This window comes from Longispora sp. NPDC051575, from assembly GCF_040681875.1.
Lineage (GTDB): Bacteria > Actinomycetota > Actinomycetes > Mycobacteriales > Micromonosporaceae > Longispora.
The window spans coordinates 434,817-461,779 of sequence record NZ_JBFAZP010000007.1 but is presented as its reverse complement, the minus strand read 5'-3'; the positions used below and the strand labels follow the sequence as shown (position 1 = coordinate 461,779).

The 26,963-nt window shown below is 72.1% G+C and carries 28 protein-coding genes; 11 read left to right on the top strand and 17 right to left on the bottom strand.

Annotated features, from left to right (window positions below):
• From AB0M43_RS22985 to AB0M43_RS22975, 3 genes are all read right to left on the bottom strand, one after another.
• Positions 1-456, bottom strand: a complete 456-nt coding sequence (locus tag AB0M43_RS22985; protein ID WP_363727799.1) for a DUF948 domain-containing protein — start codon at positions 454-456, stop codon at positions 1-3.
• Between the two features lie 148 nt (positions 457-604).
• Positions 605-1,003, bottom strand: a complete 399-nt coding sequence (locus AB0M43_RS22980) for a hypothetical protein (protein WP_363727798.1) — start codon at positions 1,001-1,003, stop codon at positions 605-607.
• The gene (locus AB0M43_RS22975; RefSeq protein WP_363728024.1) at positions 1,003-2,529 is read right to left on the bottom strand and encodes an AAA family ATPase; all 1,527 of its coding nucleotides are present in this window, start codon (positions 2,527-2,529) and stop codon (positions 1,003-1,005) included. Before AB0M43_RS22975 ends, AB0M43_RS22980 begins: the two co-directional genes overlap by 1 nt.
• Before the next feature lie 182 nt (positions 2,530-2,711).
• On the opposite strand from AB0M43_RS22975, the gene AB0M43_RS22970 reads away from it, so the two are divergent.
• From AB0M43_RS22970 to AB0M43_RS22960, 3 genes are read left to right on the top strand one after another with little or no spacing between them, the layout of a single operon-like run.
• Positions 2,712-3,512, top strand: a complete 801-nt coding sequence (locus AB0M43_RS22970) for a GNAT family N-acetyltransferase (protein WP_363727797.1) — start codon at positions 2,712-2,714, stop codon at positions 3,510-3,512.
• Between the two features lie 43 nt (positions 3,513-3,555).
• Positions 3,556-3,759: a cold-shock protein gene (locus AB0M43_RS22965; RefSeq protein WP_363727796.1), complete on the top strand. Its 204-nt coding sequence runs from the start codon at positions 3,556-3,558 to the stop codon at positions 3,757-3,759.
• A 57-nt stretch (positions 3,760-3,816) separates the two neighbouring features.
• Positions 3,817-4,032, top strand: a complete 216-nt coding sequence (locus AB0M43_RS22960; RefSeq protein WP_363727795.1) for a hypothetical protein — start codon at positions 3,817-3,819, stop codon at positions 4,030-4,032.
• A 4-nt stretch (positions 4,033-4,036) separates the two neighbouring features.
• Here AB0M43_RS22960 and AB0M43_RS22955 read toward each other — a convergent pair whose 3' ends face one another.
• On the bottom strand, positions 4,037-4,843 hold the full coding sequence (locus AB0M43_RS22955) for a sugar nucleotide-binding protein (RefSeq protein WP_363727794.1): 807 nt from the start codon (positions 4,841-4,843) through the stop codon (positions 4,037-4,039).
• Between the two features lie 120 nt (positions 4,844-4,963).
• Positions 4,964-6,733, bottom strand: coding sequence for an aspartate--tRNA ligase (gene aspS, locus AB0M43_RS22950; protein WP_363727793.1), 1,770 nt, complete (start codon positions 6,731-6,733; stop codon positions 4,964-4,966).
• Between the two features lie 250 nt (positions 6,734-6,983).
• Here aspS and AB0M43_RS22945 point away from each other — a divergent pair, with 250 nt between their 5' ends.
• On the top strand, positions 6,984-7,532 hold the full coding sequence (locus AB0M43_RS22945; protein ID WP_363727792.1) for a hypothetical protein: 549 nt from the start codon (positions 6,984-6,986) through the stop codon (positions 7,530-7,532).
• Between the two features lie 51 nt (positions 7,533-7,583).
• Here AB0M43_RS22945 and hisS read toward each other — a convergent pair whose 3' ends face one another.
• Positions 7,584-8,897, bottom strand: a complete 1,314-nt coding sequence (gene hisS / locus AB0M43_RS22940; RefSeq protein ID WP_363727791.1) for a histidine--tRNA ligase — start codon at positions 8,895-8,897, stop codon at positions 7,584-7,586.
• Between the two features lie 100 nt (positions 8,898-8,997).
• A complete protein-coding gene (locus AB0M43_RS22935) occupies positions 8,998-9,687 on the bottom strand; it encodes an MBL fold metallo-hydrolase (protein WP_363727790.1) in 690 nt (229 codons plus the stop codon).
• Between the two features lie 178 nt (positions 9,688-9,865).
• Between AB0M43_RS22935 and AB0M43_RS22930 the strand changes: the two genes are divergently transcribed.
• The 3 genes from AB0M43_RS22930 to AB0M43_RS22920 all read left to right on the top strand — a co-directional run bounded on the left by AB0M43_RS22930 (position 9,866) and on the right by AB0M43_RS22920 (position 12,368).
• Positions 9,866-10,696, top strand: a complete 831-nt coding sequence (locus AB0M43_RS22930; RefSeq protein ID WP_363727789.1) for a peptidylprolyl isomerase — start codon at positions 9,866-9,868, stop codon at positions 10,694-10,696.
• 20 nt (positions 10,697-10,716) lie between these two features.
• On the top strand, positions 10,717-11,592 hold the full coding sequence (locus AB0M43_RS22925; protein ID WP_363727788.1) for a peptidylprolyl isomerase: 876 nt from the start codon (positions 10,717-10,719) through the stop codon (positions 11,590-11,592).
• Between the two features lie 173 nt (positions 11,593-11,765).
• The gene (locus AB0M43_RS22920; protein ID WP_363727787.1) at positions 11,766-12,368 is read left to right on the top strand and encodes a hypothetical protein; all 603 of its coding nucleotides are present in this window, start codon (positions 11,766-11,768) and stop codon (positions 12,366-12,368) included.
• A gap of 1 nt (position 12,369) precedes the next feature.
• Here the strand turns inward: AB0M43_RS22920 and AB0M43_RS22915 are convergent, their stop codons facing one another.
• From AB0M43_RS22915 to ruvC, 8 genes are all read right to left on the bottom strand, one after another.
• A complete protein-coding gene (locus AB0M43_RS22915; RefSeq protein WP_363727786.1) occupies positions 12,370-14,820 on the bottom strand; it encodes a bifunctional (p)ppGpp synthetase/guanosine-3',5'-bis(diphosphate) 3'-pyrophosphohydrolase in 2,451 nt (816 codons plus the stop codon).
• A gap of 71 nt (positions 14,821-14,891) precedes the next feature.
• Complete coding sequence (locus AB0M43_RS22910; protein WP_363728023.1) at positions 14,892-15,440, bottom strand: adenine phosphoribosyltransferase; 549 nt, start codon at positions 15,438-15,440, stop codon at positions 14,892-14,894.
• A 3-nt stretch (positions 15,441-15,443) separates the two neighbouring features.
• On the bottom strand, positions 15,444-16,547 hold the full coding sequence (gene secF / locus AB0M43_RS22905; protein WP_363727785.1) for a protein translocase subunit SecF: 1,104 nt from the start codon (positions 16,545-16,547) through the stop codon (positions 15,444-15,446).
• A 1-nt stretch (position 16,548) separates the two neighbouring features.
• Positions 16,549-18,462, bottom strand: a complete 1,914-nt coding sequence (gene secD / locus AB0M43_RS22900) for a protein translocase subunit SecD (RefSeq protein ID WP_363728022.1) — start codon at positions 18,460-18,462, stop codon at positions 16,549-16,551.
• A gap of 165 nt (positions 18,463-18,627) precedes the next feature.
• Positions 18,628-18,927, bottom strand: a complete 300-nt coding sequence (yajC, locus tag AB0M43_RS22895) for a preprotein translocase subunit YajC (RefSeq protein WP_363728021.1) — start codon at positions 18,925-18,927, stop codon at positions 18,628-18,630.
• 141 nt (positions 18,928-19,068) lie between these two features.
• Positions 19,069-20,118, bottom strand: a complete 1,050-nt coding sequence (gene ruvB, locus AB0M43_RS22890) for a Holliday junction branch migration DNA helicase RuvB (protein ID WP_363728020.1) — start codon at positions 20,116-20,118, stop codon at positions 19,069-19,071.
• A 265-nt stretch (positions 20,119-20,383) separates the two neighbouring features.
• Positions 20,384-20,998, bottom strand: coding sequence for a Holliday junction branch migration protein RuvA (ruvA, locus tag AB0M43_RS22885; protein ID WP_363727784.1), 615 nt, complete (start codon positions 20,996-20,998; stop codon positions 20,384-20,386).
• Positions 20,995-21,570, bottom strand: coding sequence for a crossover junction endodeoxyribonuclease RuvC (ruvC, locus tag AB0M43_RS22880; RefSeq protein ID WP_363727783.1), 576 nt, complete (start codon positions 21,568-21,570; stop codon positions 20,995-20,997). The genes ruvA and ruvC overlap by 4 nt, the downstream gene beginning before the upstream one ends.
• Before the next feature lie 57 nt (positions 21,571-21,627).
• Between ruvC and AB0M43_RS22875 the strand changes: the two genes are divergently transcribed.
• Genes AB0M43_RS22875 through AB0M43_RS22865 form a run of 3 tightly spaced genes read left to right on the top strand, consistent with a single transcriptional unit; the run spans position 21,628 to position 23,574 of the window.
• Positions 21,628-21,948 carry a cupin domain-containing protein gene (locus AB0M43_RS22875; protein ID WP_363727782.1) on the top strand — a complete coding sequence of 107 codons (321 nt, stop codon included), beginning with the start codon at positions 21,628-21,630 and terminating at the stop codon, positions 21,946-21,948.
• Positions 21,949-21,961: 13 nt separating this feature from the next.
• Positions 21,962-22,753 carry an NAD(P)-dependent oxidoreductase gene (locus tag AB0M43_RS22870; RefSeq protein WP_363727781.1) on the top strand — a complete coding sequence of 264 codons (792 nt, stop codon included), beginning with the start codon at positions 21,962-21,964 and terminating at the stop codon, positions 22,751-22,753.
• The gene (locus AB0M43_RS22865) at positions 22,750-23,574 is read left to right on the top strand and encodes an LLM class flavin-dependent oxidoreductase (protein WP_363727780.1); all 825 of its coding nucleotides are present in this window, start codon (positions 22,750-22,752) and stop codon (positions 23,572-23,574) included. Before AB0M43_RS22870 ends, AB0M43_RS22865 begins: the two co-directional genes overlap by 4 nt.
• 455 nt (positions 23,575-24,029) lie before the next feature.
• Here AB0M43_RS22865 and AB0M43_RS22860 read toward each other — a convergent pair whose 3' ends face one another.
• Together AB0M43_RS22860 and pdxT are read right to left on the bottom strand one after the other, a co-directional pair.
• Positions 24,030-24,782, bottom strand: coding sequence for a YebC/PmpR family DNA-binding transcriptional regulator (locus AB0M43_RS22860; RefSeq protein WP_363727779.1), 753 nt, complete (start codon positions 24,780-24,782; stop codon positions 24,030-24,032).
• Between the two features lie 25 nt (positions 24,783-24,807).
• Positions 24,808-25,419 (bottom strand): pyridoxal 5'-phosphate synthase glutaminase subunit PdxT, encoded by a 612-nt coding sequence (gene pdxT / locus AB0M43_RS22855; RefSeq protein WP_363727778.1) that lies wholly within the window; start codon positions 25,417-25,419, stop codon positions 24,808-24,810.
• A gap of 837 nt (positions 25,420-26,256) precedes the next feature.
• Between pdxT and AB0M43_RS22850 the strand changes: the two genes are divergently transcribed.
• A complete protein-coding gene (locus tag AB0M43_RS22850) occupies positions 26,257-26,826 on the top strand; it encodes a metal-dependent hydrolase (RefSeq protein WP_363727777.1) in 570 nt (189 codons plus the stop codon).
• Positions 26,827-26,963: the final 137 nt, after the last annotated feature.

Below are 26,963 nucleotides of genomic sequence, written 5' to 3'. Positions count from 1 at the left end.
TCAGCCCTTCCTGGTGGCCTTGCGGCGCGACTTCAGCTCGTCGCGCACCTCGCGGTCCTCGTCGGCGGCGCGGCGCTTGGCGGCGGCCTTGCGGAAGCCGTAGCCGAGGGCGGCGACCTTGACCAGCGGGTTCGCGACGGCCGCCGACACCAGGGTGCTCACGTTCGCCACGTTGGCCGTGAGCTGCGAGGCGTGGCTGGTGATCGTGTCCACCCGGGCGAGCTGCTCGTTCACCCCGTCGAGGGTGACCTGCACCTGGCCGAGGGCCACGTTGACGTTGTCGACCGTCGTGTTGACGTTGCCGAGCAGCGGGCCGGTCCGGTCGGTGAGGTCCGTGAGCGCCCGGGTCGCCGCGTCCACGGTGTGCCGGAGCCTCAGGATCGGCACCGCGAGGGCCGCCACCAGACCTACGAATGCGACGGCCGCGATCAGGGCCGCGACCTCTCCGAACGACACTGGGGTCCCCCTTCGTGACAAACCTCTCGGGCTGACCCTATCGCCTACCCCGGAAGGGCCTGCGTCAGGCCTTGGCGGACACGCGCGGGTGGGCCGGGGGTGCGGGGGTGCGCGGGTCGGGGCTTCGCGGGGCCGGGCCGGACGGGCGCTAGCCCTTCGCCGACACCACGACGGTCAGCGTGGTCGCCGGGGTCGCGTCCGGGGTCGCGCTGTCGTTGCCGCTGCCCGACACGGTGATCAGCAGGTCGTCGGCCGTCCAGCAGCCGTCCTTCGTCGGGTTCTTCCCGCAGGACGGGCCGCCCTCGTGGAACCGCCAGCCGGCGCGGTCCAGCGCCTGCGAGTACGCCGACTCGACCTCCGCCGCCCGCCGGGGCACCCCCACGTACGTCCGGACGAGGTTGTCGCCCTTCGTGGTGTCGGCGGGCTTGCCCAGCCACTCGGGGGCCTCGACCTTGGCCAGCGCGTCGGCCGCGCCGCTCGGGCCGCCACCGCAACCGGTCAGGGCCAGGGCCACCACGGACAGGGCGACCAGGAACTTCGTGCGCACTAGGAGTCTCCCCGGGAGCGGATGATGGTCCGCAGCTTGTCGATGCGTTCGGACACCGCGCGCTCGGCGCCGTGCGTGGTGGGCCGGTAGTAGTCGCGGCCGACGGTCTCGTCCGGCGCGTACTGCTGGGCGACGACGCCGCGCGGGTCGTCGTGCGGGTAGCGGTAGCCGGCGCCGTGGCCGAGGCCCTTGGCGCCCGCGTAGTGCGCGTCGCGCAGGGCCGGCGGCACATTGCCGGTCCGGCCGGCCTTGACGTCGGCGATGGCCTCGAAGATCCCGGTGGTGACCGTGTTGGACTTCGGGGCCGTGGCCAGGTGCACGACGGCCTGGGCGAGGTTGAGCTGCCCCTCGGGCAGGCCGATCAGCGCGACGGCCTGGGCGGCGGCCGTGGCGACCAGCAGGGCGGTGGGGTCGGCCATCCCGACGTCCTCGCTGGCGAAGATCACCAGGCGGCGGGCGATGAACCGGGGGTCCTCGCCCGCGACGAGCATCCGGGCGAGCCAGTGCAGGGCGGCGTCGACGTCGGAGCCGCGCATGCTCTTGATGAACGCGCTGGTCACGTCGTAGTGGCCGTCGCCGTCGCGGTCGTAGCGGACGGCGGCGACGTCGATGGCGGCCTCGATGGTGGCGAGATCGATCATCGGGGTACCGGCCGGGGCGGTTGCCGCCGGGTTCTCGGCCGGGGCATTGTCGGCCGGGACCGGGGTGGGGCCGCCGTCGGCCGAGGTCCCGTCGTCCGGGGCCAGGTCCGAAGCGGAGTCCGGGGCCAGGGTCGAGCCCGGAGCGGGGGCCGGGGTCGAGTCCGGAGCAGGGGCTGAGGTCGAGTCCGGAGCGGGGGCCGGGGCCGGGCCCTGGTTCGAAGGGGCCGGGCCCCGGTTCGGGCCCGGAGCGCGCACGCCCAGCGCCGAGCCCGGCGCGAGCGCCGCCGAGGCCGCCGCCTCCAGGGCCGTCAGCGCCTTGCGCACGTCTCCCCCTGCGAGCCGCACCAGGTGGTCGCGCGCCTCCGGCGTCAGGGTCACCGCCCCCGCCAGCCCGCGTTCGTCCGTCAGCGCCCGGTCCACCAGGGCCCCCACCGCGACCTCGTCCAGCGGCCTCAGGGTCAGCAGCACGCACCGGGACAGCAGCGGGGAGACCACCGAGAAGTACGGGTTCTCCGTGGTCGCGGCCAGCAGCGTCACCGTGCGGTCCTCGACGGCGGCCAGCAGCGAGTCCTGCTGGGTCTTGGTGAACCGGTGCACCTCGTCGATGAACAGCACCGTGGCGCGCCCGGTGCGCCGCCGGTCGGCCTTGGCGGCCGCGATCACCTCGCGGACGTCCTTGACCCCGGCCGACAGCGCGGACAGGGCGACGAACCGGCGCTGGGAGGACCGGGCGACCAGGTGCGCGACGGTGGTCTTGCCGGAGCCGGGCGGCCCCCAGAGGATCACCGACATCGGCGAGTCGCCGCTGACCAGCTGGTGCAGGGGCGCGCCGGCGGCCAGCAGGTGCTCCTGCCCGATCAGTTCGTCGATGGCGCGGGGCCGCATCCGGACGGCCAGCGGGGCCCCCGGCGGCACGTCCGCGAAGTCGTTCGAGGACGCCGAGGCGGAACCTCCGGGCTCCGACAACTCGAACAGCGCGTCCACGCCGCAGACCTTACCGTCGGGGTCCGACGGAACCCGGCGAATGTCCGGTTCGCGGTGACGCCGCTCACGGGTACGGTCGGGGCGTGGAACCACGCACCCTGACCGCCGGTGCCGCCGAGCGCGCCGCCGCCGACATCCCCTACCTGCGGGCCGTCATCCTCCGCGACGGCATCGTCACCGGTTGGTCGCTCGAGGGCTCCCTGCTCGTCGTCGCCCACCCGCCCGGTTCCGCCCCCCGGGGCCAGGCCATCGGCGACCCGGGCGCGTGCGCCGCGCTGATCGCCCACGCCCGCGACACCGGGGTGCTGTCCGCCGGGCACTGGGTCAACGGGCCGCGCGGGGTGGACCCCGGCTTCGAGGGCCGGGTGCACGAGTGGGACTTCCGCTGGACGGTGTCCGCGCCCCCGGCCCTGCCGGGCACGCCCGCGGCCCGGCCGGACGCCCCCGGCGCGGTCCGGGCCGACCCCGGGGACGCGGTCCGGCTCGACCCGGGGGACTCGGCGGAGATCGACGCCGTCCTGGATCTTTCGTTGCCGGAGAGTTCGGTCCGGCCGGGCGACGCGGACGCGGTGGCGTGGTACGGGATCCGGGTCGCCGGCCGGCTCGCCGCGGTCGCCGCCGACGTGTCCCCGCCCGGGTTCGGGGTGGTCTCCGGGATCGCCGTGCACCCCGCCCACCAGGGCCTGGGGCTCGGCGGGGCGTTGACGGCGGCCGTGACCCGGGTGCTGCTCACCGAGCACGGGATCGCCAGCCTCGGGGTGTACTCGGACAACTCCCGGGCCTCCGCGCTGTACGAGCGGCTGGGCTACCGCGCGGTGTGCCCGCGGACCGCCGGCATGTTGGCATCGTCCGATTCGCGTGTTCGGGGGCCGATACCGGGCTAGGCTGGAGGGCAAGTCACGCGGTAGCAACAGAAAGGCCGGGTCAATGGCCGAAGGTACAGTGAAGTGGTTCAACGCCGAAAAGGGTTTCGGCTTCATCACTCCGGACGACGGCGGGCAGGATCTCTTCGTGCACTTCTCCGCTATCGCGAGCCAGGGCTATCGCAGCCTGGATGAGAACCAGCGGGTCGAGTTCGATGTGGGCCAGGGTCAGAAGGGCCCGCAGGCGGAAAACGTACGCGCGATCTGACGGCAGTCAGCTCCTCCCCGCCGTGAGACCGCGCCCTATGGGTTGCGGGAGGCAGTGATGGTTGAGCGACGCACGTTGAGCATTGTGGACTGGCACGCTGACGGTAGCGCGTCATCCGCTTTCTGGGCGATCACGGTCGAACAGCGCGCCCAGGTGGAGGCCATCCTCGGACGGTCCTCCGACGTGAACGGACTGGTGACGGCGGCGCAGGCCGAGCAGGCCCGCGAGGCGACGAGCGGGTGGCTCTCCTGCGCCAACGACACGCGGCTCTGATCTCTCAGGCCGCCAGTTCCCGGACACCCCGGAGCCTGGTACGCAACAGGTCCTGAGCAAGACTGATGTCGAGGCGGATCTCCCCCGGGCACGCGAACGGGGCGGGTCCGCCTCGCAGTCTGTCCGCCGGGATGCCGAGGCGCGCGGCCAGCAGGTGGCCGAGTTCGTAGCGGCTGACCGCGTCGGGGCCGGCGACGTTGAGCACGCCCGCGTGGTCGTTGACGGCCAGTTCCAGCACGGCCGAGGCCAGGTCGGACACGTGTACCGGGCAGCGCAGTTCCTCCGTGAACAGGATGCCGTCGCGGCGGCCCTCGGCCAGTTCCCGGATCAGCTGCTCGTGGGCGCTGTCGCCGTCGCCGAGGATCAGGGAGTTGCGGACGACCACGGCGTCGGCGTGCACGGCGTGCACCGCGGTCTCGGCCGCCGCCTTCGCCGCCCCGTAGGCGTTGACCGGCTCGGGGACGGCCTGCTCGGTGTAGGGCTCGGTGCGGCCCGCGAACACGGCGTCGCTGGACACGTGCACCAGGCGGGCGCCGACGGCCGCGAGGGCCACGTTCGCCGCGCCGTCGGCGTTGACCGCCCACGAGTTCCGGGAGAAGGCGGTGTGCACGACCGCCGTGGGGGCGGCCTCCTCGACGAGGGCCGCGACGGCGACCCGGTCGGTGACGTCGAGCCGGTGCCAGGTGACGCCGGAGATCTCGGGGACCTGGGACTGGTAGGTGCCGACGACCAGCCACCCCGCGGTGACGGCCCGACGGGCCACCTCCCGGCCGAGGAAACCGGACGCGCCCGTGATCAGAAGAGTGTCCACGGACTCAGACCCTAAACCCTCCAGAGGGGTACGAGACGGCAGCCGCCCGCCGGAACCGGTCGCCGAGGTGCCGGCGGGGCCCCGGGGGCGGCTGGCCGCGTACCCGGAAAGTGGGGTTTTCTATGCCTTCTTCGGGGGGCCGTCCACGCCGGCCTCCAGGCGCTGCACGGCCGTGATCGGGGTCGGCGCGCCGGTCAGCGGGTCGTAGCCGCCGCCCGACTTCGGGAACGCGATCACGTCGCGGATCGTGTCGGAGCCGGCGAGCAGCATGCAGACCCGGTCCCAGCCGAACGCGATGCCGGCGTGCGGCGGCGGGCCGTAGTTGAACGCCTCCAGCAGGAAGCCGAACTTGTCGGCGGCCTCCTCCTCGGTGATGCCCAGCAGGTCGAACACCCAGCGCTGCACGGAGCCCTTGTGGATACGGACCGAGCCGCCGCCGATCTCGTTGCCGTTGCAGACGATGTCGTAGGCGTAGGCCAGGGCGCCGTCCGGGGACTCCTCGAACTTCGGCTCCCACTCCTCGTTCGGCGAGGTGAAGGGGTGGTGCACGGCCGTCCAGCCGCCGCCGTCGATCTGCTCGAACATCGGCGCGTCGACCACCCAGCAGAACGCCCACGCGGACTCGTCGATCAGGTTCGACCGCTTGGCGATCTCGATCCGGGCCGCGCCCAGCAGCTCCTGGGACGCCCGGCGCTCGCCGGCCGCGAAGAACACCGCGTCGCCGGGCTTGGCGCCCGCCGCGTCGGCCAGGCCCGCGAGGTGCGCCTCGGACAGGTTCTTGGCGACCGGGCCCCGGGCCTCGCCGGTCTCGGCGTCGAACAGCACGTACGCCAGGCCGCGCGCGCCCCGGGACTTCGCCCAGTCCTGCCAGCCGTCGAGCTCCTTGCGGGTCTGGGCCGCACCGCCGGGCATGACGACCGCGCCGGTGTACGGGGCCTGGAACACCCGGAACTCGGTGCCCTGGAAGTAGGTGGTCAGCTCGACCAGCTCCACGCCGTAGCGCAGGTCGGGCTTGTCGGAGCCGTACCGGTCCATCGCGTCGTGCCAGGTGATCTGCGGCAGCGGCCGGGGCATCTCGTAGCCGACCAGCTCGCGCCACAGGGCGGCGGCGATCGACTCGCCGAGCTCGATGATGTCCTCCTGGGTCACGAAGGACATCTCGATGTCGAGCTGGGTGAACTCCGGCTGGCGGTCCGCGCGGGAGTCCTCGTCGCGGTAGCAGCGGGCGATCTGGTAATACCGCTCCATGCCGGCGACCATCAGGAGCTGCTTGAACAGCTGCGGGGACTGCGGCAGCGCGTACCAGGAACCGGGCTTGACCCGGACCGGCACCAGGAAGTCGCGGGCGCCCTCGGGGGTCGACCGGGTCAGGGTCGGGGTCTCGATCTCCACGAACTTGCGCTCGTTGAGCAGGTCGCGGGCGATCCGGTTGGCGTCCGAGCGCATCCGCAGGGCCTTCGCGGGGCCGGAGCGGCGCAGGTCCAGGTACCGGTAACGCAGCCGGGCCTCGTCGCCGACCTCGACGTGGTCGTCGATCGGCAGCGGCAGCGGGGCGGCCTCCGACAGGATGACCAGCTCGGTGACGTTCAGCTCGATCTCGCCGGTGGGCAGCTCGGGGTTCTCGTTGCCGGCGGGGCGCAGCTCGACGGTGCCGGTGACCTTGACGCAGTACTCGTTGCGCAGGCCGTGGGCGGCCGTGGCCTCGGACTCCGCCGGGGCGCCGTCGGCCGCCGCGTCGCGGAACACCGCCTGGACGAACCCGGAGGCGTCCCGGAGATCGATGAAGATGACACCGCCGTGGTCACGGCGCCGGGCGACCCAGCCCGCCAGGGTCACGCGCTCGCCGACGTGCGTGGAACGCAGCGCCCCGGCCTCGTGGGTGCGGATCACAGAGCTTCTCCTTCGTCCGTTTTCGTCGCGCAACATTCTCGCAGAGCGCCGGGGCGGGCCGGCGGGGCGCCCCCGGCGGCGGCGCGGGGACCGGCCGGGCCGACGGGAGGAACACCGGCGGTGCGGCCGGCCGGCGTTCCCCGGGGTCACCGGCCCGCGTCCCGGGGCCGCCAACTCGGCCGTTGTCCGGCGGCAGTATGGGGCGAAATCCTACAATCAGCCCAGAACCACGCGGCCCGAGGGAGCCCAGATGGATCTCAGCGCGTTCTACGGCGTCGTCGCGGGCATCAACTTCACCCTGCTCGGGCTGTGGTGGGTGGCCGCCAAGGACCGGCCGGACATGTCGGTACGGGACTCGGCGGGGCGGCGGATGGCGTACCTCGTCTCGCTGCAGTTCGTCGTCCCCGGCACCGTGTCGCTGCTGTCCCAGGTCGCCCCGGACGTGCCGACCCTGTGGCGGGTCTCGTTCACCTTCGCGGGGCTGGCGGGCGCGCTCGGCATCGCGCTGCTGGTCCCGGCGCTGCGGAAGTCGACCGGGCAGCCCCGGACGGCCCGCGCGCTGCTGTGGGGGGCCGTGCCGGTGTACCTGGTGGTCGCCGCCGTGGCCGCGATCCCGCCGCTGGGGGACGCGGTCCGGGGGAACCTGACGAGCCTGCAGGTCGAGGCGATCCTGCTATGCCTGCTGGTGTTCCTGGGGGTGCAGTCGGCGTGGGTGGTGGCGATGGCCCCGAGGGAGCCGCCGCCCACCTCGGCGGGTCCCGGCAAGGTCGGTCCGGGGCCGGATCCCCGGCACGGCTGATCCGGGCAGCCCACCGTCGGCGGCCGCCCCGCGGGACGGCCGCCTCCAGCGCTACGCCACCGTGGGCCGCAGATCCCCCACCGGCGGCGCCCACGTCGCCGGATCCGCCACCGCCTGCTCCCCGCTGCGGATGTCCTTCACCGTCTGCTCGTCCCCGGGGAACCACACGAACGGGATACCCCGCTTCTCGGCGAACTTGATCTGCTTGCCGAACTTCGCCGCCGCCGGGGCGACCTCCACCGGGATCCCCCGCCCGCGCAGCGCCGCCGCGATCCGGTTGCACGCCGGCCGGTCCTCCTCCGCCGGCAGCGCGACCAGCACGCACGTCGGGGTCGGCCGGCTCACGGTCAGCGCGCCGGAGCCGAACAGCACCCCGAGGATCCGGCTCACCCCGATCGACAGGCCGACGCCCGGGAAGGTGTCGTTGCCGGACTGGGCGAGGGTGTCGTACCGGCCGCCGGAGCACACCGAGCCGTACTTCTCCCGGCCCTCGATGAACGTCTCATACACGGTGCCGGTGTAGTAGTCCAGGCCCCGCGCGATCCGCATGTCCGCGACGAGCAGGCCCGGCGCGTGCTCGGCGGCGGCGTCGAGCACGGCGGCCAGCTCCTCCAGGCCCTCGTCGAGCAGTGGGTCGCTGACGCCGAGCGCGCGGACGGCGTCCACGAAGGAGCTGTCGGCGGTGGAGATGTCGGCGAGCCTCAGACACGCGGCGGCCTGCGCTTCCGTGGCCCCGGCCTGCTCGGCGAGCATCACGGCCACCTTGTCCGGGCCGATCTTGTCCAGCTTGTCGATCACCCGGATCGCGGCCATCGGGTCGGTCAGGCCCAGGCCCCGGTAGAAGCCCTCGGACAGCTTGCGGTTGTTGACGTGCATCGTGAACCGCAGCGGCAGGCCGGCGAGCGCGTCGGCCACCACGACGGGCAGCTCGGCCTCGTAGTGGTTCGGCAGGGTCTCGCGGTCGATGATGTCGATGTCGGCCTGGTAGAACTCGCGGTAGCGGCCCTCCTGCGGCCGCTCGCCCCGCCAGCACTTCTGGATCTGGTACCGGCGGAACGGGAACGTCAGCTTGCCCGAGTTCTCCAGCACGTACCGGGCGAACGGGACCGTCAGGTCGAAGTGCAGGCCCAGGCCGGAGTCGGAGGAGTCGGCGCCCTCGGCCTGGAGGCGGCGCAGGACGTACACCTCCTTGGAGGTCTCGCCCTTGCGGAGCAGCTGGTCCATCGGCTCGACGGCGCGGGTCTCGATCGGCGCGAAGCCGTGCAGCTCGAAGGTGCCCCGGATCCGGTCGAGGACGGTCTGCTCGATGATGCGCTGGCCGGGCAGCCACTCGGGGAAGCCGCTGAGCGGAGTCGGACGGGTCATGTCGGGTGCTCTCTCTCGTTTCAAGTCTTCGCCGTGCCGGGTCGCGGCCCGCACGGAAGGGTCGCCGTCCCCGTGGAGGGACCAACGACGCTGGCGGGTACTAGAAGCCGGTCCGCCGGGTGTCCGGCGCGGCCAGGCCGGTCAGGTAGGGGTTCGACACGCGCTCGCGGCCGATCGTGGTGCGCGCGCCGTGGCCGGGCAGGCAGACCGTCGCGTCGTCGAGGGTGAGCAGCCGGTCGCGCAGGCTGGCCATCATCGTCGCGGAGTCACCACCCGGCAGGTCGGTGCGTCCGATGGTGCCCTCGAACAGGACGTCGCCGGTGAAGCAGACGGGTTCGGCGCCGAGGGTCCGGTACAGCACCGACCCGCCGGTATGGCCGGGCACGTGGTCGACGGTGAACGCCGTACCCGCGAGTTCCAGCACGTCGCCGTCGGCGACCAGGCGCGGGTCCTCCAGGCCGGTGTAGGACCGCCCGGGGCCCACGAGCTGCGCGAGGCTGATCGGCAGGCCCATGGTCGGGTCGTCGAGCAGCCCCACGTCGGCCGCGTGCACGTACGCCGGCAGGTCGCGGGCGGCGCACAGTTCCGCCGCCGACCAGACGTGGTCGAAGTGCCCGTGGGTCAGCAGGACGGCCACGGGGGTGAGCCGGTGTTCGGCGAGGAGCGCGTCGAGGTCGGCCAGGACACCGAGGCCGGGATCGACCACCACGCACGTTCCGCCGGGTCCGTCACCGGCGGCAACGTAACAATTCGTGCCGAGGGCGGCGGCTGGAAACCCGGCAATAAACACGTAAAGGGTCCTTCTGGGCGAGGTGACGGCTCCGCCGTAGAGCCTACCGAGCCTGTCCGGACGGTCGCACGGAGATACAGGTTGACCCGGTACCCTATCGAACCGACCCGACCGTACACTCGGGCGGATGTGACCTACGGCACGGATCGACCGTGCCCACCTTGGGGAGGGAGCACACGTGGCTTCCAGCAGAGACCGGCAGCGCCAGCTGGCCCGGGCGAAGCTCGACCGACAGACCGCTCGGCGGACTGCGCACGCCCGTCGACGGCGGCAGATCCGTGCCGGCGTCGCCGGCGGGATCGCGCTGCTCGTCATCATCGTCGGCGCGTTGTGGATGGGCGGGGTCTTCGACAAGAAGCCCACGCCGCCCGCCGCGATCGGCGACTGCACCTGGCAGCCCAACACGGCTCCCACCGTGAAGGACGTCGGCACGCCGCCGACGACCGGGATGGCGAAGGCCGGCGTCGCGCCGACGGTGATCACCACGAACCTCGGCGCGATCTCGGCCGAGCTGGACGTGGCGAAGGCCCCGTGCGCGGCGGAGAGCTTCCGGTACCTGGCGAGCAAGAAGTACTTCGACAACACGGCCTGCCACCGGTTGTCCCAGGAACAGATGTTCGTCCTGCAGTGCGGCAGCCACAACGCGGAGGGCACCGGTGAGCCCGGTTACACCTACGCCACCGAGAACCTGCCCCAGGCGCCGGTGCCGGACCCGGCCGCGAGCGCTTCGCCGTCCCCGGCGGTGACCTATCCGGCGGGTACGATCGCCCTGGTCAACAAGGGTGCGAACACCAACGGCGGCCAGTTCATGATCTTCTACAAGGACACGCCGGCCAGCCCCGCGTACGCCATCGTCGGCAAGGTCACCAAGGGTCTCGAGCTGATCACAAAGGCCGCCGAGGCGGGTGCCGTGAACGCCAGCGGTGCCAAGGTGAATGACGGCAAGCCGAAGAACGACATCATCATCCAGACCCTGACCGTCGCGAAGCCGACCGAATCGGCCACCTGAGCGACAGAGGAGCAGTTCACGTGAGTTCTCAGCGGGAGCGCGTGCAGCGGGACGCCGCGCGCGCCAAACTCCAGCAGGGCATGACCGTCAAGGCCGAAGCCGCAGCGAAGCGTCGCAAGCTGCAGGCCGCGATCGGTTCCGCGATCGCCCTCGTCCTGGTGATCGGCATCGGCATCTGGGTGGGTATCGCCGTGTTCGGCGGCGAGAAGAAGAAGGACGACACGGCCAGCCCGGGGGCGACCCCGTCGGCCGGGGCGAACGCCTGCACCTGGCTGCCGGAGGACAAGAACGGCAACCCGAGCCTGCGGGACGTCGGCACCCCGGCGAAGGGCGAGCCCCGCACCGGTACCCGGACGATGGACATCACGTCCGGCGCCGGTGAGGTGTCCTTCGAGCTCGACGTGGCGAACGCGCCGTGCGCGGCGGCCAGCTTCGCGTTCCTGGCGGAGAAGAAGTTCTTCGACAACACGAAGTGCCACCGCCTGACCACCGAGGGCATCTTCGTGCTCCAGTGCGGCGACCCGTCGGCGACCGGCATGGGCGGCCCGATGTACAAGTTCGCCGAGGAGAACCTGCCGAAGGGCAAGAAGCCGACCTACCCGGCCGGCACCCTGGCGATGGCGAAGACCAACGCGCCCAACTCCACGGGCAGCCAGTTCTTCATCGTGTACGCCGACACCGACCTCGGTGCCGACTACACCGTCGTCGGCCGCGTCACCAAGGGCCTCGACCTCGTGAAGGCCGTGGCCGCCAAGGGCGCGACGAAGGACGGCAAGGACGCGACGGACGGCGCTCCCAAGGAGCCGTTCGAGATCAAGTCCCTGAAGGTCGGCCCCGTGTCGGCCGCGGCGTCCCCGTCGCCGGGCGCCAGCGTCAGCCCGACCTCGGCGCCGTAACACCAGGTCACACCGCACGAGAAAGGGGGCGCTCCGGGATTTCCCGGGGCGCCCCCTTTCGCAACCCTTCGACGGGTACCCGTGCTCGGCGGGCGGGCACCGGCTATTCCGTCGCGCTCCCCCGCCCGGGCGGGCGAGGATGGTCCCGCGTAGTCCAGCCCGGGAGGCCCGCCGTGAGTTTCAACAGTTCGGCCGCGAAGGTCCGCGATCGGGACCTGCCGTTCCGCCGCCGGGTGGGCGCCCTGCACGCGTGCGTGCGGTTCTACGCGCCGCTCGGCCACGTGGTCACCCTGAGCCTGCTGACCCGCCTGGCCGGCCCGTACCAGAAGGACGAGGCCGCCCTGATGCGCGCCCTGGACCTGCTGGTCGACGGCCGGGCGGCCCGGCTCCGCGACCAGGCGGCGTACGCGGAGCGCCGGACGGCCGCCAAGCTCGCCGGCCGACGGGTCCCCACCGTCGGGGACCGCGACCCCGTCCAGGACCTGTGGTGGCACGCCGACCCGCGGGGGGGCGCCCTGCACGCGCTCTGGTACTGGCGGACCAAACGGTTCGCCCACCTGACCGCCACCGGGCACCCGGTGGTACTGGACCTGCGCCGCCTGATGGACGAGTGCCTGGCCACGGGCCGGCTCGACCCCGCCGGGCGCCGGCTCCTCGACGGTCACGTCGCGGCCCTGCGCCGGGCGGAGTCCTTCGACCTCGGCTTCGGGCCGCTCCGGGACCTGCTGACGGTCGCCCGGCACCTGGCCACGGCCGACGACTCCGCACCGGCCTGAGTCAGGCCCCGGACGTCACCCGGTAGGCGTCGTAGACCCCGTCAACGCCACGCACAGCCCTCAACAGGTGCCCGAGGTGCTTCGGGTCGGCCATCTCGAACGTGAACCGGCTGACGGCCACCCGGTCCCGGGTCGTGGTCACGGTCGCCGACAGGATGTTGACCTTCTCCTCGGACAGCACCCGGGTCACGTCCGCGAGCAGCTTGTGCCGGTCGAGCGCCTCCACCTGGATCGCGACCAGGAACGTCGACCCGGCGCTGGGCTTCCACGTCACCTCGACGAGCCGCTCGGGCTGGCTGCGCAGGTCGTCGGAGTTCACGCAGTCCTGGCGGTGCACGCTCACCCCGCCGGACCGGGTCACGAAGCCCATGATCTGGTCGCCGGGCACCGGGGTGCAGCACCGGGCGAGCTTGATCCAGACATCGGAGACCCCGTGCACGACGACGCCCGGGTCGTACTGGCCGCGCGAACGCGACACCCGGGTGGGCAGCGCGGTCTCGGCGACATCCTCGACCAGGCCCTCCTCGCCCCCGTAGCCGGCGACGAGCTTCTGCACCACGGACTGCGCGGACACCTGGTGCTCGCCCACCGCCGCGTACAGCGAGGAGACGTCCTGCAGGTGCAGGTCGCGGGCGATCGTGGTCAGCGAGTCGAGGGTCAGCATCCGCTGGAGCGGCAGGCCCTGCTTGCGCATGGCCTTGGTGATCTGCTCCTTGCCGTCCTCGATCGCCTCCTCGCGGCGCTCCTTGTTGAAGTACTGCCGGATCTTGGTACGGGCCCGGGGGCTCTTGACGAAGCCCAGCCAGTCCTGCGTCGGGCCGGCCGTCTCCGACTTCGACGTGAAGATCTCGATCACGTCGCCGTTGTTCAACGACGATTCGAGGGGTACGAGCTTGCCGTTGACCCGCGCGCCGATGCACTTGTGCCCGACCTGGGTGTGCACCGCGTACGCGAAGTCGACCGGGGTGGACCCCTTCGGCAGGGCGATGACGTCGCCCTTGGGGGTGAAGACGTACACCTCCTGGCTGGAGAGGTCGTAGCGCAGCGCGTCGAGGAACTCGCTCGGGTCGGCGGCCTCGCGCTGCCAGTCCAGGAGCTGGCGCAGCCACGCCATCTCGTCGATGTGCGCGGGCGGCCCGACGATCGTGGCGCCCTTGGTCTCCTTGTACTTCCAGTGCGCCGCGATGCCGTACTCCGCCGTGCGGTGCATCGCGTACGTGCGGATCTGCATCTCGACCGGCTTGCCGTTCGGGCCGATCACGGTGGTGTGCAGCGACTGGTACATGTTGAACTTGGGCATCGCGATGTAGTCCTTGAACCGGCCCGGGACGGGCTGCCAGTTCGCGTGGACCACGCCGAGCGCGGCGTAGCAGTCGCGCACGGTGTCCACCAGGATCCGCACGCCGACCAGGTCGTAGATGTCGTTGAAGTCGCGGCCCCGGACGATCATCTTCTGGTAGATCGAGTACAGGTGCTTCGGGCGGCCGGTGACGCTCGCCTTGATCTTCGAGGTGCGCAGGTCCGTGTTGACCCGGTCGGTGACCTGGACCAGCAGGGCGTCGCGCTGGCCGGAGTGGTCCTGCACGAGCCGGCGGATCTCGTCGAACCGCTTCGGGTACAGCGTGCCGAAGGACAGGTCCTCCAGCTCCCACTTGATCGTGTTCATGCCCAGCCGGTGGGCCAGGGGCGCCAGGATCTCCAGGGTCTCCCGGGCCTTCTGCTCCTGCTTCGCCTGCGGCAGGAACGTCAGGGTGCGCATGTTGTGCAGCCGGTCGGCCAGCTTGATGACGAGAACGCGCGGGTCCTTGGCCATGGCGACGACCATCTTGCGGATCGTCTCCGCCTTGGCCGCGTCGCCCAGCTTGACCTTGTCCAGCTTCGTCACGCCGTCGACGAGCAGCGCCACCTCGCCGCCGAAGTCGCGCCGCATCTCCTCCAGGGAGTAAGGCGTGTCCTCGATCGTGTCGTGCAGCAGCGCGGCCACCAGGGTGGTGGTGTCCATCCCGAGGTCGGCGAGGATCGTCGCCACCGCCAGCGGGTGCGTGATGTACGGGTCACCGGACTTGCGGTACTGCCCCGTGTGGTAGCTCGCCGCCACGTCGTAGGCCTGCTGGAGGAGGCGGACGTCGGCCTTGGCGTGACTGGCGCGGTGCGTGGCGACCAGCGGTTCGAGGACCTCGCGGACCTGGGTGCTCTGCCACGGCGCGTTGAACCGGGCGAGCCGGGCCCGGACCCGCCGGCCGGTGGGCACGTTGCCGAGGCCGGGGCGGACGCCGCTGGCCTCCTCGCCGGGCACCACGGGTTCCTCGGTGGCCACGACGTTCAGCACGGACTTTTGTCCGTTGACTGCGGAGGTGTCCGTGGGACCTGGCGGGACCGGCGCGCCGGGACCCGCCACTGAACCCTCCGCTGGGGATGTGACGTCGCTCGACAACCGCCTGCTCCTCGCCATGAGATCTCTCAGGACGTCTCATCGTAGCCCTTGAGCGTCCCTCACTCCCCCGCGTCGTACCCCAAGCTACGTCAAACCGTCAGGAGGGCATGCACCGGGCGTGGGGCCAGGCGCTCGCGGCCGGGCAGGAAGCCGAGTTCCAGCACGACGCTGAACCCGCTCACCACGCCGCCGGCCCGCTCCACCAGGCCCAGGGTGGCCTCCGCCGTACCGCCCGTGGCCAGCACGTCGTCCACGACCAGCACCCGGGCACCCGGGGCGAACGCGTCGGCGTGCACCTCCAGGGTCGCCTGGCCGTACTCCAGGTCGTAGGAGGCCGACAGCACCTCGCGGGGCAGTTTGCCCGCCTTACGGACCGGTACGACGCCCTTGGTGGTCGCGTACCCGATCGCGGCGGCGAGCAGGAAGCCCCTGGCCTCCATGCCCGCGACCACGTCGAAGCTGTCCGCGCCGTGGAACGCGACGATCTCGTCCACGACGGCACGGAACACCGCGCCGTCCCCGAACAGCGGGCTCAGGTCCTTGAACAGGATGCCCGGTTTCGGGAAGTCCGGAACGTCGGCCACCCGGCTGGAGACCAGCCGGGCGGCCTCGGGACCGCTGTCCCCCGCGAAATCCACCAACTACCGCTTCCGGGGCCGGCTGACCGGGCGCTGGCCCGGCTTCGGGGCCAGGGTGCCGCCGTCCGCCGCGAACACCGGGGTGCGCGGGCTCGGCACGCCGTCCTCGCCCTTCTCGGCGACGCTGGCCCGGCGGGCGAGCACCCGCTGGGTGTGCGCCACGACCCGGGGCTCCTTCTCCTTCAGCCAGCACAGGACCGGCGTGGCGAAGAAGATCGAGGAGTAGACCGCCGCGCCCATACCGATGAACAGCACGAGGCCGAGGTCCTTCAGGGTGCCCGCGCCGAGCAGGCCGGCGCCGATGAACAGCAGACCGCCGACCGGGAGCAGCGCGACCAGACCGGTGTTGATGGAGCGCATCAGGGTCTGGTTGACGGCCAGGTTGGCCGCCTCCGAGTACGTCATCGTGTTGCGGGCCAGGATCCCGGCGGTGTTCTCCTGGACCTTGTCGAACACGACGACCACGTCGTACAGCGCGAAGCCGAGGATCGTCAGGAAGCCGATCACCGTGGACGGCGTGATCTCGAAGCCGACCAGCAGGTACACGCCGGCGGTCAGGGTCAGGTCCAGCAGCAGGGAGGCCACCGCGCCGATCGCCATCCGCCACTCGAACCGGATGATCAGGTACCCGATCACGATCGCGAGGAAGACCGCCAGACCCGTCAGGGCCTTCGAGGTGACCTGGCTGCCCCACGCGCCGCTGACCTGCGTGTCGCTGATCTTGGTCACGTCGATGCCGAACTTCTTCGACAGCGCCGTCTTGACCTTGAACGCCTGGTCCGGGTTCAGCGACGTCGTCTTGACCTCGTAGCTGGTCTCGCCGCCGCCGATCTTCACCGCCGCCAGGGTCTTGCCCTTGGGGTCGACGTCCGTCACGGCCTTCTCGATGGCCGACTCGACCTCGTGCGCCGTGCCGACGCTGGCCGGCACCTGGAACTTGTTGCCACCGGTGAAGTCGATGCCCAGATGCGGGCCCTGGAACACGAAGCTCAACGCGGCGATCAGGAGGACGACACCGGCGACGGTGAACCAGACCTTCTTCTTGCCGATGATGTCGAGGCCGGCGTCACCGCGGTAGAGCCGGTTAGCGAGACCGGAACCAGCCATGTCACGCCTCCTTCGGGTTGGTGCTGACGGGGAGGTCGCCCTGCTCGGTGGGCTTCTGCAGCACCCGGCCGAGACCACTCACCCGGGGGGAGAGGAACGCCTTGGTACTGGCGAAGGCCGCCATGATCGGGTGTCGGAAGAGGAACACCACCATGAGGTCGAGCACCGTGGCCAGACCCAGCGCGAACGCGAAGCCCTGCACCGTGCCGATCGCGAAGATGTAGAGCACCACCGCCGCGAGGATCGAGATCGCGTTCGCCGAGATGATCGTCCGCCGGGCCCGGGCCCAGGCGCGCGGCACTGCGCTCCGGGGACTGCGGCCCTCGCGGATCTCGTCCTTCAGTCGTTCGAAGTAGATGACGAACGAGTCGGCGGCGACGCCCAGCGAGACGATGAATCCGGCGATGCCGGCCAGCGTCAGGGTGAAGCCGATCTGGCGGCCGAGGAGCACCAGGGCGCCGAAGACCAGGATCGCCGACATGATCAGGCTCAGGAAGATGACCGAGCCGAGCAGCCGGTAGTAGAAGAACGAGTACAGGATGACCAGCAGCATGCCGATACCGGCCGCGAGCAGACCCGCCTTGAGCTGGGCTGTACCCAGGGTCGGCGAGATCGTCTGCGCCTGGCTCTGCTCGAAGGTCAGCGGCAGCGAGCCGAACCGGAGCTGGGCGGCCAGGTTGGTGACGTCCTCCCGGCTGAACGTGCCCGTGATCTGCGCGTCGCCGTTGATGACGCCCTGGATCGCCGGGGCCGACACGACGGTGTTGTCCAGGACGATCGCGACCCGGTCGGTGCCGTTCTGCGCGGCGGCGTTCTGGCCGTTGTTGTAGGCGAGCTTGGTCAGCTCGGTCCACTTGTCCTGGCCGGCGCCCTTGAACTTCATGTTGACCTTCCACCCGGTGTCGTAGGACCCGGTGGCGTCGGCCACGTCGGTGCCGAGCACCTTGGCGACGTCCAGGACGTACTTCGTCCAGGTGGTGGTCTTCTTCTTGGTCTTCGGGTCGGTGCTGGTGTCCTTGCCACAGGCGACGACCTGCTGGTCGATGGCCTGCACCGCACCGGGCGCGCGCTCACCGAGCTGCTTGCACGAGACGTTGTAGATGCCGAACTGCATCTTCAGCGGCAGCGCGTCGACCTGGGCCCCGGTCAGCTTGCCGAACGGCTTGAGCTGGTTGTAGACCTCTTTTTCCTTGCCCTGGAACTGGGTGGCGTCGGCGATGAGGGCCTCCGCGAGCGCCCAGTTGCTCTCGCCCACGGCGGCCTTGGCGGCCGCGAGGTCGGTGGCCCGGCGCGAGGCCAGGTCCGGGTCGACCTTGGCGCTGGGGCTGGGGGCCGGGGTGCCCGACGGGGCGGCGCTGGCGGACGGGGCCGCGCTGGGCGACGCGCTCGCCGACGGGGTGGCGCTCGGGGCCGCGCTCGCCGACGGGGTCGGGGAGACCGCCGCGTTGGGGCTGGCGGAGGCCGACGGGCTCGCGCTCGGCGCCGGGGAACCGGACGCGCTCGGCGACGGCGACGGGGTGGCGTTGACCGCGGCCTCGTCGATGTCCGGCGTCGAGGTCACGACCTGGCGGAACCGGAGCTCCGCCGGGGCGACCAGCGCGCGGAAGCCGTCACCGGTCTGCGCGCCGGCGATGTTGACGACGATGTTGCGGTCACCCTCGACGACGACCTCGGGCTCGGCGACACCGGTCGCGTTGACCCGCTGCTCGATGATGTTGCGGGCCTCGTCGAGCTTGTCCTTGGCCGGGGGCTTGCCGTTTTCCGTCTTCGTCTGCAGCGTGATGCTCGTGCCACCCTGCAGGTCGAGGCCGAGCCGGGGCTTGAGCCGGTCGGTGATCGAACCGGAGCCGGTTCCGAATACCAACGCGAAGAGCACCGCTGTGATGCTCAAGAGCGAGATGAAGTACCACTTCACCCGCAGCTGTCCTTGTGGTGCTGCCACGGCTGTCCCGTCTCCCTGCAATGTCGTCGCCGGCGCAGGCCGGCCCAGGCCGCATGTCCGGCCAATACTGGCCGGACATGACTATTCAGTATCCGCGTCCGCTCGGGAAGAGTCACTCCCGGAATCCACGGGAAAACGTTACTTAGCGGAGTCGCCGTCGCCGGTTTCGTCAGCGATCGACTCGTTGGAACCGTCCTGCTGGGTGACGACGCGACCGAAGGCCTGCCGTGCGTACTTCGCGTCGACGCCCTCGGCGATACGCAGAGTCATCGTGTCGTCATCGAGGGCGACCACGGTGCCGTACAGGCCGCCGATGGTGACGATCTCGTCGCCGATCCCGATGCTGCGCTGCTGCTCCGCCATCTCGCGGCGACGCTTCTGCTGCGGGCGGATCAGCAGGAAATACATCCCGACGATCAGGGCTCCGAACATGATCAGCGGGAAGAGGCTGCTGCCGCCAGAGCCTTCTGCTGCGAGAAGCACTTGTAAAGCCTTCCGGTCACGCGCGATGAGTTGGATCGCGGGGGAGTCTAGTCGGCGCCGTGGAGCACACCCGTAGTGGCGTGGGTCACGGTCCGATCACGGATCAGAACCAAAGATATCCGGAACGTCGATCCGGGTCTGCGCCGCCCCGAACGCGCTGTCCGGCGGCTGGAGCCCCAGATGCCGCCAGGCGGCCGGCGTGGCCATCCGGCCCCGGGGCGTCCGGGCGAGCAGACCGGCCCTGACCAGGAACGGTTCGCACACCTCCTCGACCGTGTCCGGCTGCTCCCCCACGGCCACGGCCAGGGTCGACAACCCCACCGGCCCGCCGCCGAACGAGGTGACCAGGGCGCGGAGCACCGCGCGGTCGAGCCGGTCGAGCCCCAGCTCGTCGACGTCGTAGACCTTCAGGGCGGCCTGGGCCGCGTCCAACGTCACCCGACCGTCGCCCCGCACCTCCGCGTAGTCGCGGACCCGGCGCAGCAGCCGGTTGGCGATCCGGGGTGTGCCCCGCGACCGGCCGGCGATCTCCACGGCCCCGTCGTCGGAGACGTCGACGCCGAGGATCCGGGCCGAGCGGTGCAGGATGTGCCGCAGCGCGTCGGGCTCGTAGAAGTCCAGGTGCGCGACGAAGCCGAACCGGTCGCGCATCGGGCCGGTCAGCAGGCCGGCGCGGGTGGTGGCCCCGACCAGGGTGAACGGCTCCACGTCCAGCGGGATCGCGGTCGCCCCGGGGCCCTTGCCCACGATCACGTCGACCCGGAAGTCCTCCATCGCCGAGTACAGCAGTTCCTCGGCGGGCTTGGCGATCCGGTGGATCTCGTCGATGAACAGCACGTCGCCCGGCCCGAGCCCGGTCAGGATCGCGGCCAGGTCGCCCGACCGCTCGATCGCCGGACCCGAGGTCATCCGCAGCCCGGTGCCCAGCTCGGCGGCCACGATCATGGCCAGCGTCGTCTTGCCGAGACCCGGCGGGCCGGACAGCAGGATGTGGTCCGGCGGCGAACCCCGGCGGACCGCGCCCTGCAGCAGCACCTGGAGCTGCTCGCGCACCCGGTGCTGGGCGATGAACTCCTCCAGCCGCTTCGGCCGGACGCTGGTCTCGGCGGCGAGGTCGGCGTCCGTGGCGTCGGGCGACACGAGCATCGAGCCGTCGTCGAAGTACTCGTCGGTCACCGCGACCACCACAAGGGCAAGGACCATGCGACGGGTACCCCGCCGGGAGCGGTCGGGCCGGTGGCCGGACGGCCGGTGGGGGCACCGTGGCCGACGGCCCGACAGTCGGCGCGGGCATGACGGTCGGCCGTGGTCGGGCGGCCGGAGGCGGCACGACGGCGCGCGGCGGCTCCCCGGTCGGCACCCGTCGCCCGCGCCAGGGTGGAGGTCCCCGCCCCGGCGGCCGGTTCCCGGGTCACCGGGTCCGCCCGAGCATCCGGATCGCCTGCTTGAGCAGCACCGGGACCGGCGGCGGGTCGGCGCTCTTGTCGAGCGAGTCGTGCACGGCGGACACGGCCGACTCGGCGTCCCGGGCGATCCAGCCCAGGCCGATCAGGGCCTGGCGGACCTGCTCCTGCCACACGTGCGCCCCGCCGACCGTGGTCACTCCCCCGTCGCCGAGGACCGCGACCGCGCCGATCTTGTCCCGCAGTTCCAGGACGAGGCGCTCGGCGCCCTTCTTGCCGATCCCGGGCACCCGGGTCAGCGCGGCGGTGTCGGCGGTGGCGATCGCGACCCGCACCGCGTCGGGGCTGTGCACCGCGAGGATGGACTGCGCGACCCGCGGCCCGACCCCGCTCGCGGTCTGGAGCAGCTCGAACAGGGACTTGGCGTCGTCGTCGGCGAACCCGTACAACGTGAGGGAGTCCTCGCGGACCACCAGGCTCGCCGCCAGCCGGGTCTGGGCGCCCACCCGCAGGTCGGCGAGGGTGCCCGGCGAACAGTGCAGCGCGAGGCCCACCCCGCCGACCTCGACCACGACCGTGTCCGACCCGATGGCCGTCACCTGGCCCCGCACGCTCGCTATCACCGTCGGACTCCCGTCTGTGTCTGTGCACCGGCCGGCCGCGCCCTCGGGGCCGACTGCGCGGTCTTCGCGGCGCGGATCGCGGCGGCGATCCGGGCCTGGGTGCCACCCTTCCAGACGTGGCAGATGGCCAGCGCGAGGGCGTCGGCCGCGTCCGCCGGCCGGGGGGCGACCTTCAGCTGGAGGAGCTTGGTGACCATGGCCGTGACCTGGGCCTTGTCGGCGGTGCCGGAGCCGGTGACGGCGGCCTTGACCTCACTCGGCGTGTACGTCACGACGGGCAGGCCGGCCCGGGCGGCGGTCACCAGCGCCACCCCCGAGGCCTGGGCCGTGCCGATGACGGTGCCGACGTTGTTCTGGCTGAAGACCCGCTCGACGGCGACCTGCTCGGGCTGCCAGGCGGCCACGGCGGCGGCGATCCCGTCGGACACGGCGAGCAGCCGCAGGGCCAGATCCAGGTCGGGGTCGGTGCGGATGACCTCGACGTGCACGAGTCGGCAGGGCCGGCCCGGCAGGCCCTCGACGACGCCCACGCCGCACCGGGTCAGCCCGGGGTCGACTCCTAGAACCCGCACGCCTCAGCCCTCTCCCGACGAACACCTGTTCGGCAAAACCTACCGTAGGGTACTGACATGCGCCTCATCGAACACGCCTTCAGCATCCCGGGCGACGCGCCGAACCACTATGTGGAGACACTGCGCACGCCCGACATGTCCCTCGGGACGTACTCGATCCGGGCCGGCGGCGAGGACGACCAGTCGCCGCACCGCGAGGACGAGATCTACGTGGTGACGGCCGGCCGGGCGCGGATCGTGACGTCGGACGGCGAGGCGGACCTCGGCCCCGGCTCGGTGGTGTTCGTGCCCGCGCACGAGGAGCACAGGTTCACCGACGTGTCCGAGGATCTGACGCTGCTGGTGGTGTTCGCCCCGCCCTACAGTGGAGCCAGCTGACGAGGGAGGACGCGTGGAGACACTGCTCATCACGGGTGCGGCCGGCAACATCGGCGCACTGCTGCGGCCCCTGCTGGCCCGGCCCGGCCGGGTGCTGAGACTGTTCGACATCGCCCCGGTGCCCGACCCCGGGCCCGGCGAGGAGGTCGTCGCCGGTTCGGTGACCGACCCGGCCGCGCTGGCCGCCGCGACCGCCGGCGTCGACGCGGTGCTGCACCTGGGCGGCCTCAGCCAGGAGGCCCCGTGGGCGGACCTCCTGGCCGTCAACGTCGAGGGCAGCCGCAACGTACTGCAGGCCGCCGCCGACGCGGGCGTGCCCCGGGTGCTGCTGGCCTCCTCCGGGCACGCGGTGGGCTACCGGACCCGTGCCGAGGCCCCGCTGCCGGCCGACGCCCCGCCGCTGCCGGACGGGTTCTACGGCTGGAGCAAGGCGGCGTTGGAGTCGCTGGGCGCGCTCTACCAGCGGCGGTACCCGGAGATGACGGTCTTCTGTCTGCGGATCGGCGCGTGCTTCCCGCAACCCGACGCCCCCCGCGCACTCACGATGTGGCTGTCCCCCGCCGACGCGGCCCGGCTCGTCGAGGCGTGCCTGAGCACCCCGGAGCGGGGCCTGCACCACGTGTGGGGGGTCTCCGCCAACACCCAGGGCTGGCTGAGCCACGCGGGCGGCGAGGCGATCGGCTACTTCGCGCGCGACGACTCCGAGGCCTGGGCCGACCGGCTGGGCAGCCTGACGCCCGACGACCCCGACTACCACGTGCTGGGCGGCCCGTACGGCCGGCTGCCGCTGGGGGTGCGGCCGTGACCCGGGTGGACGTGATGATGTGGCCCACCGCGCCCTGGGCCGAGGCGCGGGCCGACTGGCTGTTGGCCGAGGAGCTGGGCTTCGGCCGGGCGTGGCTGTTCGACCACGTGGCCTGGCGGGACCTGCGGCCGTGGTTCGACGCGTACCCGACGCTGGCCGCTGCCGCCGCCGTGACCTCGCGGATCGGGCTCGGCACGATGGTCACCGCGCCCGGGTTCCGCCATCCGGTGACCACCGCCAAGGCCGCGCTGGCCATCGACGACATCTCCGGCGGCCGGTTCACGCTCGGGGTCGGGGCGGGCGGCAACTCCAGCGACGTCCGGGTCACCGGGGAGGGGCCGTGGCCGCCCCGGGAGAAGGCCGACCGGTTCGCCGAGTGGGTCGGTCTCGTGGACACCCTGCTCAGCACGTCGGAGACGACGTTCCACGGGAAGCACTGGTCGGCGGAGAACGCCTGGACCGGCGGGCGGCTGCCCCGGATCCCGCTCGCGGTCGCCGGCACCGGGCCGCGCGGGCTCCGGCTCGCCGCGACCCATGCCCAGACGTGGATCACCCAGGACGTCGGGGAGGTTCCGGCGCAGGTGGAGCGCCTCGACGCGGCGTGCGCGGAGACCGGGCGCACCGTCGAACGGCTGATCCTGCTCGGGACCGGGGACAGCCGGCCGCTCGACTCGGTGGAGGCGTTCCGGGACTGCGTCGGCCGGTACACCCGGATGGGGTTCTCCGCTGTCGTCGTGCACTGGCCACGGGCGGAAGGACACTTCAAGGCCGATTTCCGGGTACTGGAGGCGGTGGCGGCCGCGTTCAACCCGGTCGGGTGACGGGGTTCCGCCCGGGGCGAAGACGGTGAGCGGCGCGGGGCCAGCGGCCGGGGCGTTCTTCCGGTGACGGCGGCCGTTCGCTACGGCCCCGGTCCGATGCGGCCCAGCCCGGAGACCGCCCGGTTCGCCCCAGCCCGGGGACCGGTTCGTCCCTGCGCCGTGACCGTTCGGTTCGTCCCAGCCCAGGGGCAGCCAGGTTCGTCCTTGCGCCGTGACGGATCGGTTCATCCCTACCCCGGGACAATTCGGCTCGTCCCAGCCCGGGGACGGTTCGGCTCGTCCCAGCCCGGGGACGGATCGGTTCATCCCAGCCCGGGGACGGATCGGTTCATCCCAGCCCGGGGACGGATCGGTTCATCCCAGCCCGGGGACGGATCGGCGCGCCCCGGGTGACCCGGGGCGCGCCGATGGAACCGTTCCGCCGGCCCGGGTGATCCCACCGGCCGGGTGCGTGCTCAGGCGTCCAGCTTCTCCATGACCTCGTCGGACACGTCGAAGTTGGCGTAGACGTTCTGCACGTCGTCGCTGTCCTCCAGGGCGTCGATCAGCCGGAAGATCTTGCGCGCGCCCTCCTCCTCGAGGGGGACGTTCATGGTCGGCACGAAGCTCGACTCGGCCGACTCGTAGTCCACGCCGGCGCCCTGGAGCGCGGTGCGCACGGCGACCAGGTCGGTCGGCTCGGAGACGACCTCGAACTCGTCGCCGAGGTCGTTGACCTCCTCGGCACCGGCGTCGAGCACGATCTCCAGGATGTCGTCCTCGGAGCGGCCCTGCTTGCCGATGATCACGATGCCCTTGCGGTTGAACATGTACGCGACGCTGCCCGGGTCGGCGAGGCTGCCGCCGTTGCGGGACAGCGCGGTGCGCACCTCGGCGGCCGCGCGGTTGCGGTTGTCGGTGAGGCACTCGATCAGGACCGCGACGCCGTTGGGGCCGTAGCCCTCGTACATGATCGTCTGCCAGTCGGCCCCGCCGACCTCGGCGCCCGAGCCGCGCTTGACCGCGCTGTCGATGTTGTTGTTGGGGACCGAGCTCTTCTTCGCCTTCTGGATGGCGTCGAACAGGGTCGGGTTGCCCGTGGGGTCACCGCCGCCAGTGCGGGCGGCGACCTCGATGTTCTTGATGAGCTTGGCGAACATCTTTCCGCGCTTGGCATCGACGACGGCCTTCTTGTGCTTCGTCGTCGCCCATTTTGAGTGGCCGCTCATCTGTCGCTTTCCTCCGTCGTCTCGACTAACGCGCGGCGGCGCGCACCATCTCGACGAAGAGAGCGTGTACGCGCAGGTCCCCCGTCAACTCCGGGTGGAACGCCGTCGCCAGCAGGGGGCCCTGCCGCACCGCCACGATCGTACCGTCAGCGTCCCCGCCCGTGATCCGCGAGAGCACCTCGACGCCCTCGCCGACCGATTCGACCCTCGGCGCGCGGATGAACACGGCATGGAACGGGTCACCCTCGACGCCCGCCAACTCCACGTCCGCCTCGAACGAGTCCACCTGCCGCCCGAACGCGTTGCGCCGCACGACCATGTCGATCCCGCCGAAGGTCTGCTGGTCGGGGCGGCCGTCGAGCACCCGGTCCGCCAACATGATCATGCCGGCGCAGGAGCCGTACACGGGCATGCCGGCCTTGATCCGGTCCCGGATCGGCTCCAGCATCCCGAAGATCTCGACCAGCTTGCTCATGGTCGTGGACTCGCCGCCGGGGATCACGAGGGCGTGCACGGACGCCAGCTCCTCGGGACGGCGGACGGGCCGGGCCAGCACGTCGCACTCGGCCAGCGCGGCCAGGTGCTCGCGGACGTCCCCCTGGAGGGCGAACACACCAATGATCAAGTCTTCACTCACGGTGCGAGCTTAGTGGCCGCGCCGACGGGGGCCGGAGTGGGCCGGCCCGCCGGACGGCCTGGCCGGCCCGGGGACGCCGTGGACCACGCGGCCCGCGGCGCCGGCCGGGGCCGGAGAGATGCTCGGGTGCGGGGCGCCAGGCCGCCGCAGGCCGGGCGAGGGGCGGCGCTGATCGGGGGCCGCGCCGGGCGGTGCCGGCCAGGTCCACGCTGGCCCGGGCGGCGGTGGCACTGGCCAGCGCGTGCACGGCGATGGCTCCGCGAGGACCAGATGACGGTCACGCTCAATTCAGTTGGCCAGCGCGCGCGGCTGTGGCCCGTGGGGCGCGCCGGGCGGTGCCGGCGAGACGAGTGCGCGAGGCAGCGCCGCACGGGGCGCGAGGGGCGGTGCCGGTCCGCTCCACGCCGGCCCGGCGGCGGTGCCGCTGGCCAGCGCGCGCACGGCGGTAGCTCCGCAGGGAGCAAATCACGGTCACACCCGATTCCGCTGGCCCGCGCGCACGGCAGTGGTGTCGTGGCCGACGAGCGAGGCGGGGCCTCGGCGGCGAGTGGGCGGGCGCCGGGCGGGCGGGCGTCGGGCGGGCGGGCGCCGGGCGGGCGGGCGCCGGGGGATGGGCTGCGCTGGGCCGGACGGCGTCGGTTCACGTCGGGCGGACAGCTCGTGCGGGTTCCGGGGCGGCTTGCGGACGACCTACCTAACATGCTTAGCTATAGTCCTTAGCTAAGCATGTTAGCGAGAGAGGCGAGACATGAGCTTCATAGTTTTCACCCTGCTGTTCGTCCTGCTCGGCGGCTGGCTCGACCGCTGGGCCACGCGTACCCCGAAAGGTGCCCTCTGATGTTCGCCGGACACTTCGCCCTCGCCGCCGCCGCGACTCGGACCACCGACCGCACCGCGCCGCTGTGGGCGCTCATGCTCGCCACCCAACTGCTCGACGTGTTCTTCGTGATCCTGTTCCTGGCGGGCAGGGTCGAGTACGCCGACGAGGTGCACCCCGGCTACGGCGGCCTGTTCATCCACGCCGACTACACCCACTCCCTGGTCGGGGCGCTGGCCATCGCGGCGGTCGGCGGCGGGCTGGCCGCCTGGCGGTGGGGGCGGCGCGGCGGGCTGCTGTTCGGTGGGCTCGTGTTCAGCCACTGGATCCTCGACCTGCTCGTGCACCGCGCCGACCTGCCGGTTCTGCCCGGCGACCTCGGTGGGCTGCCGAGGTTCGGGTTCGGGCTGTGGCGGATCGGCTGGCTCAGCGCCGTCGTGGAGGGTGCGCTGATCGTGGCCGGCACCGTGGCGTACTACCGGTCCGTGCGCAAGCGGGGCGGAGCCCGGCGGCGGGCGCTGGTCGCGGCGGCCTCGATGGCGGGGCTGCTCGCCCTGGCCCTCGCCTCGGACCTGCTCGCCCTGGAGTAGACCACCGGGACCGCGTCCGCTGTCGTCGGCGGAGCCCCCGGCGGTCCTCGCAGCTCACCGCCGGAACGCGCCACCCGTCACCCGCAAGGCGCCCGGTTCCCAGCGTCACGCGTCCACTCCCCCGCCCGTCGAGCCCG

Coding starts and splice junctions, on each gene's coding strand:
- AB0M43_RS22975 (WP_363728024.1), bottom strand. CDS start 2,529: ATGCGGCCCCGCGCCATCGACGAACTGATCGGGCAGGAGCACCTGCTG.
- AB0M43_RS22965 (WP_363727796.1), top strand. CDS start 3,556: ATGGCCGAAGGTACAGTGAAGTGGTTCAACGCCGAAAAGGGTTTCGGC.
- AB0M43_RS22960 (WP_363727795.1), top strand. CDS start 3,817: ATGGTTGAGCGACGCACGTTGAGCATTGTGGACTGGCACGCTGACGGT.
- AB0M43_RS22945 (WP_363727792.1), top strand. CDS start 6,984: ATGGATCTCAGCGCGTTCTACGGCGTCGTCGCGGGCATCAACTTCACC.
- hisS (WP_363727791.1), bottom strand. CDS start 8,897: ATGACCCGTCCGACTCCGCTCAGCGGCTTCCCCGAGTGGCTGCCCGGC.
- AB0M43_RS22915 (WP_363727786.1), bottom strand. CDS start 14,820: ATGGCGAGGAGCAGGCGGTTGTCGAGCGACGTCACATCCCCAGCGGAG.
- secF (WP_363727785.1), bottom strand. CDS start 16,547: ATGGCTGGTTCCGGTCTCGCTAACCGGCTCTACCGCGGTGACGCCGGC.
- ruvB (WP_363728020.1), bottom strand. CDS start 20,118: ATGCTCGTGTCGCCCGACGCCACGGACGCCGACCTCGCCGCCGAGACC.
- AB0M43_RS22875 (WP_363727782.1), top strand. CDS start 21,628: ATGCGCCTCATCGAACACGCCTTCAGCATCCCGGGCGACGCGCCGAAC.
- AB0M43_RS22860 (WP_363727779.1), bottom strand. CDS start 24,782: ATGAGCGGCCACTCAAAATGGGCGACGACGAAGCACAAGAAGGCCGTC.
- AB0M43_RS22850 (WP_363727777.1), top strand. CDS start 26,257: ATGTTCGCCGGACACTTCGCCCTCGCCGCCGCCGCGACTCGGACCACC.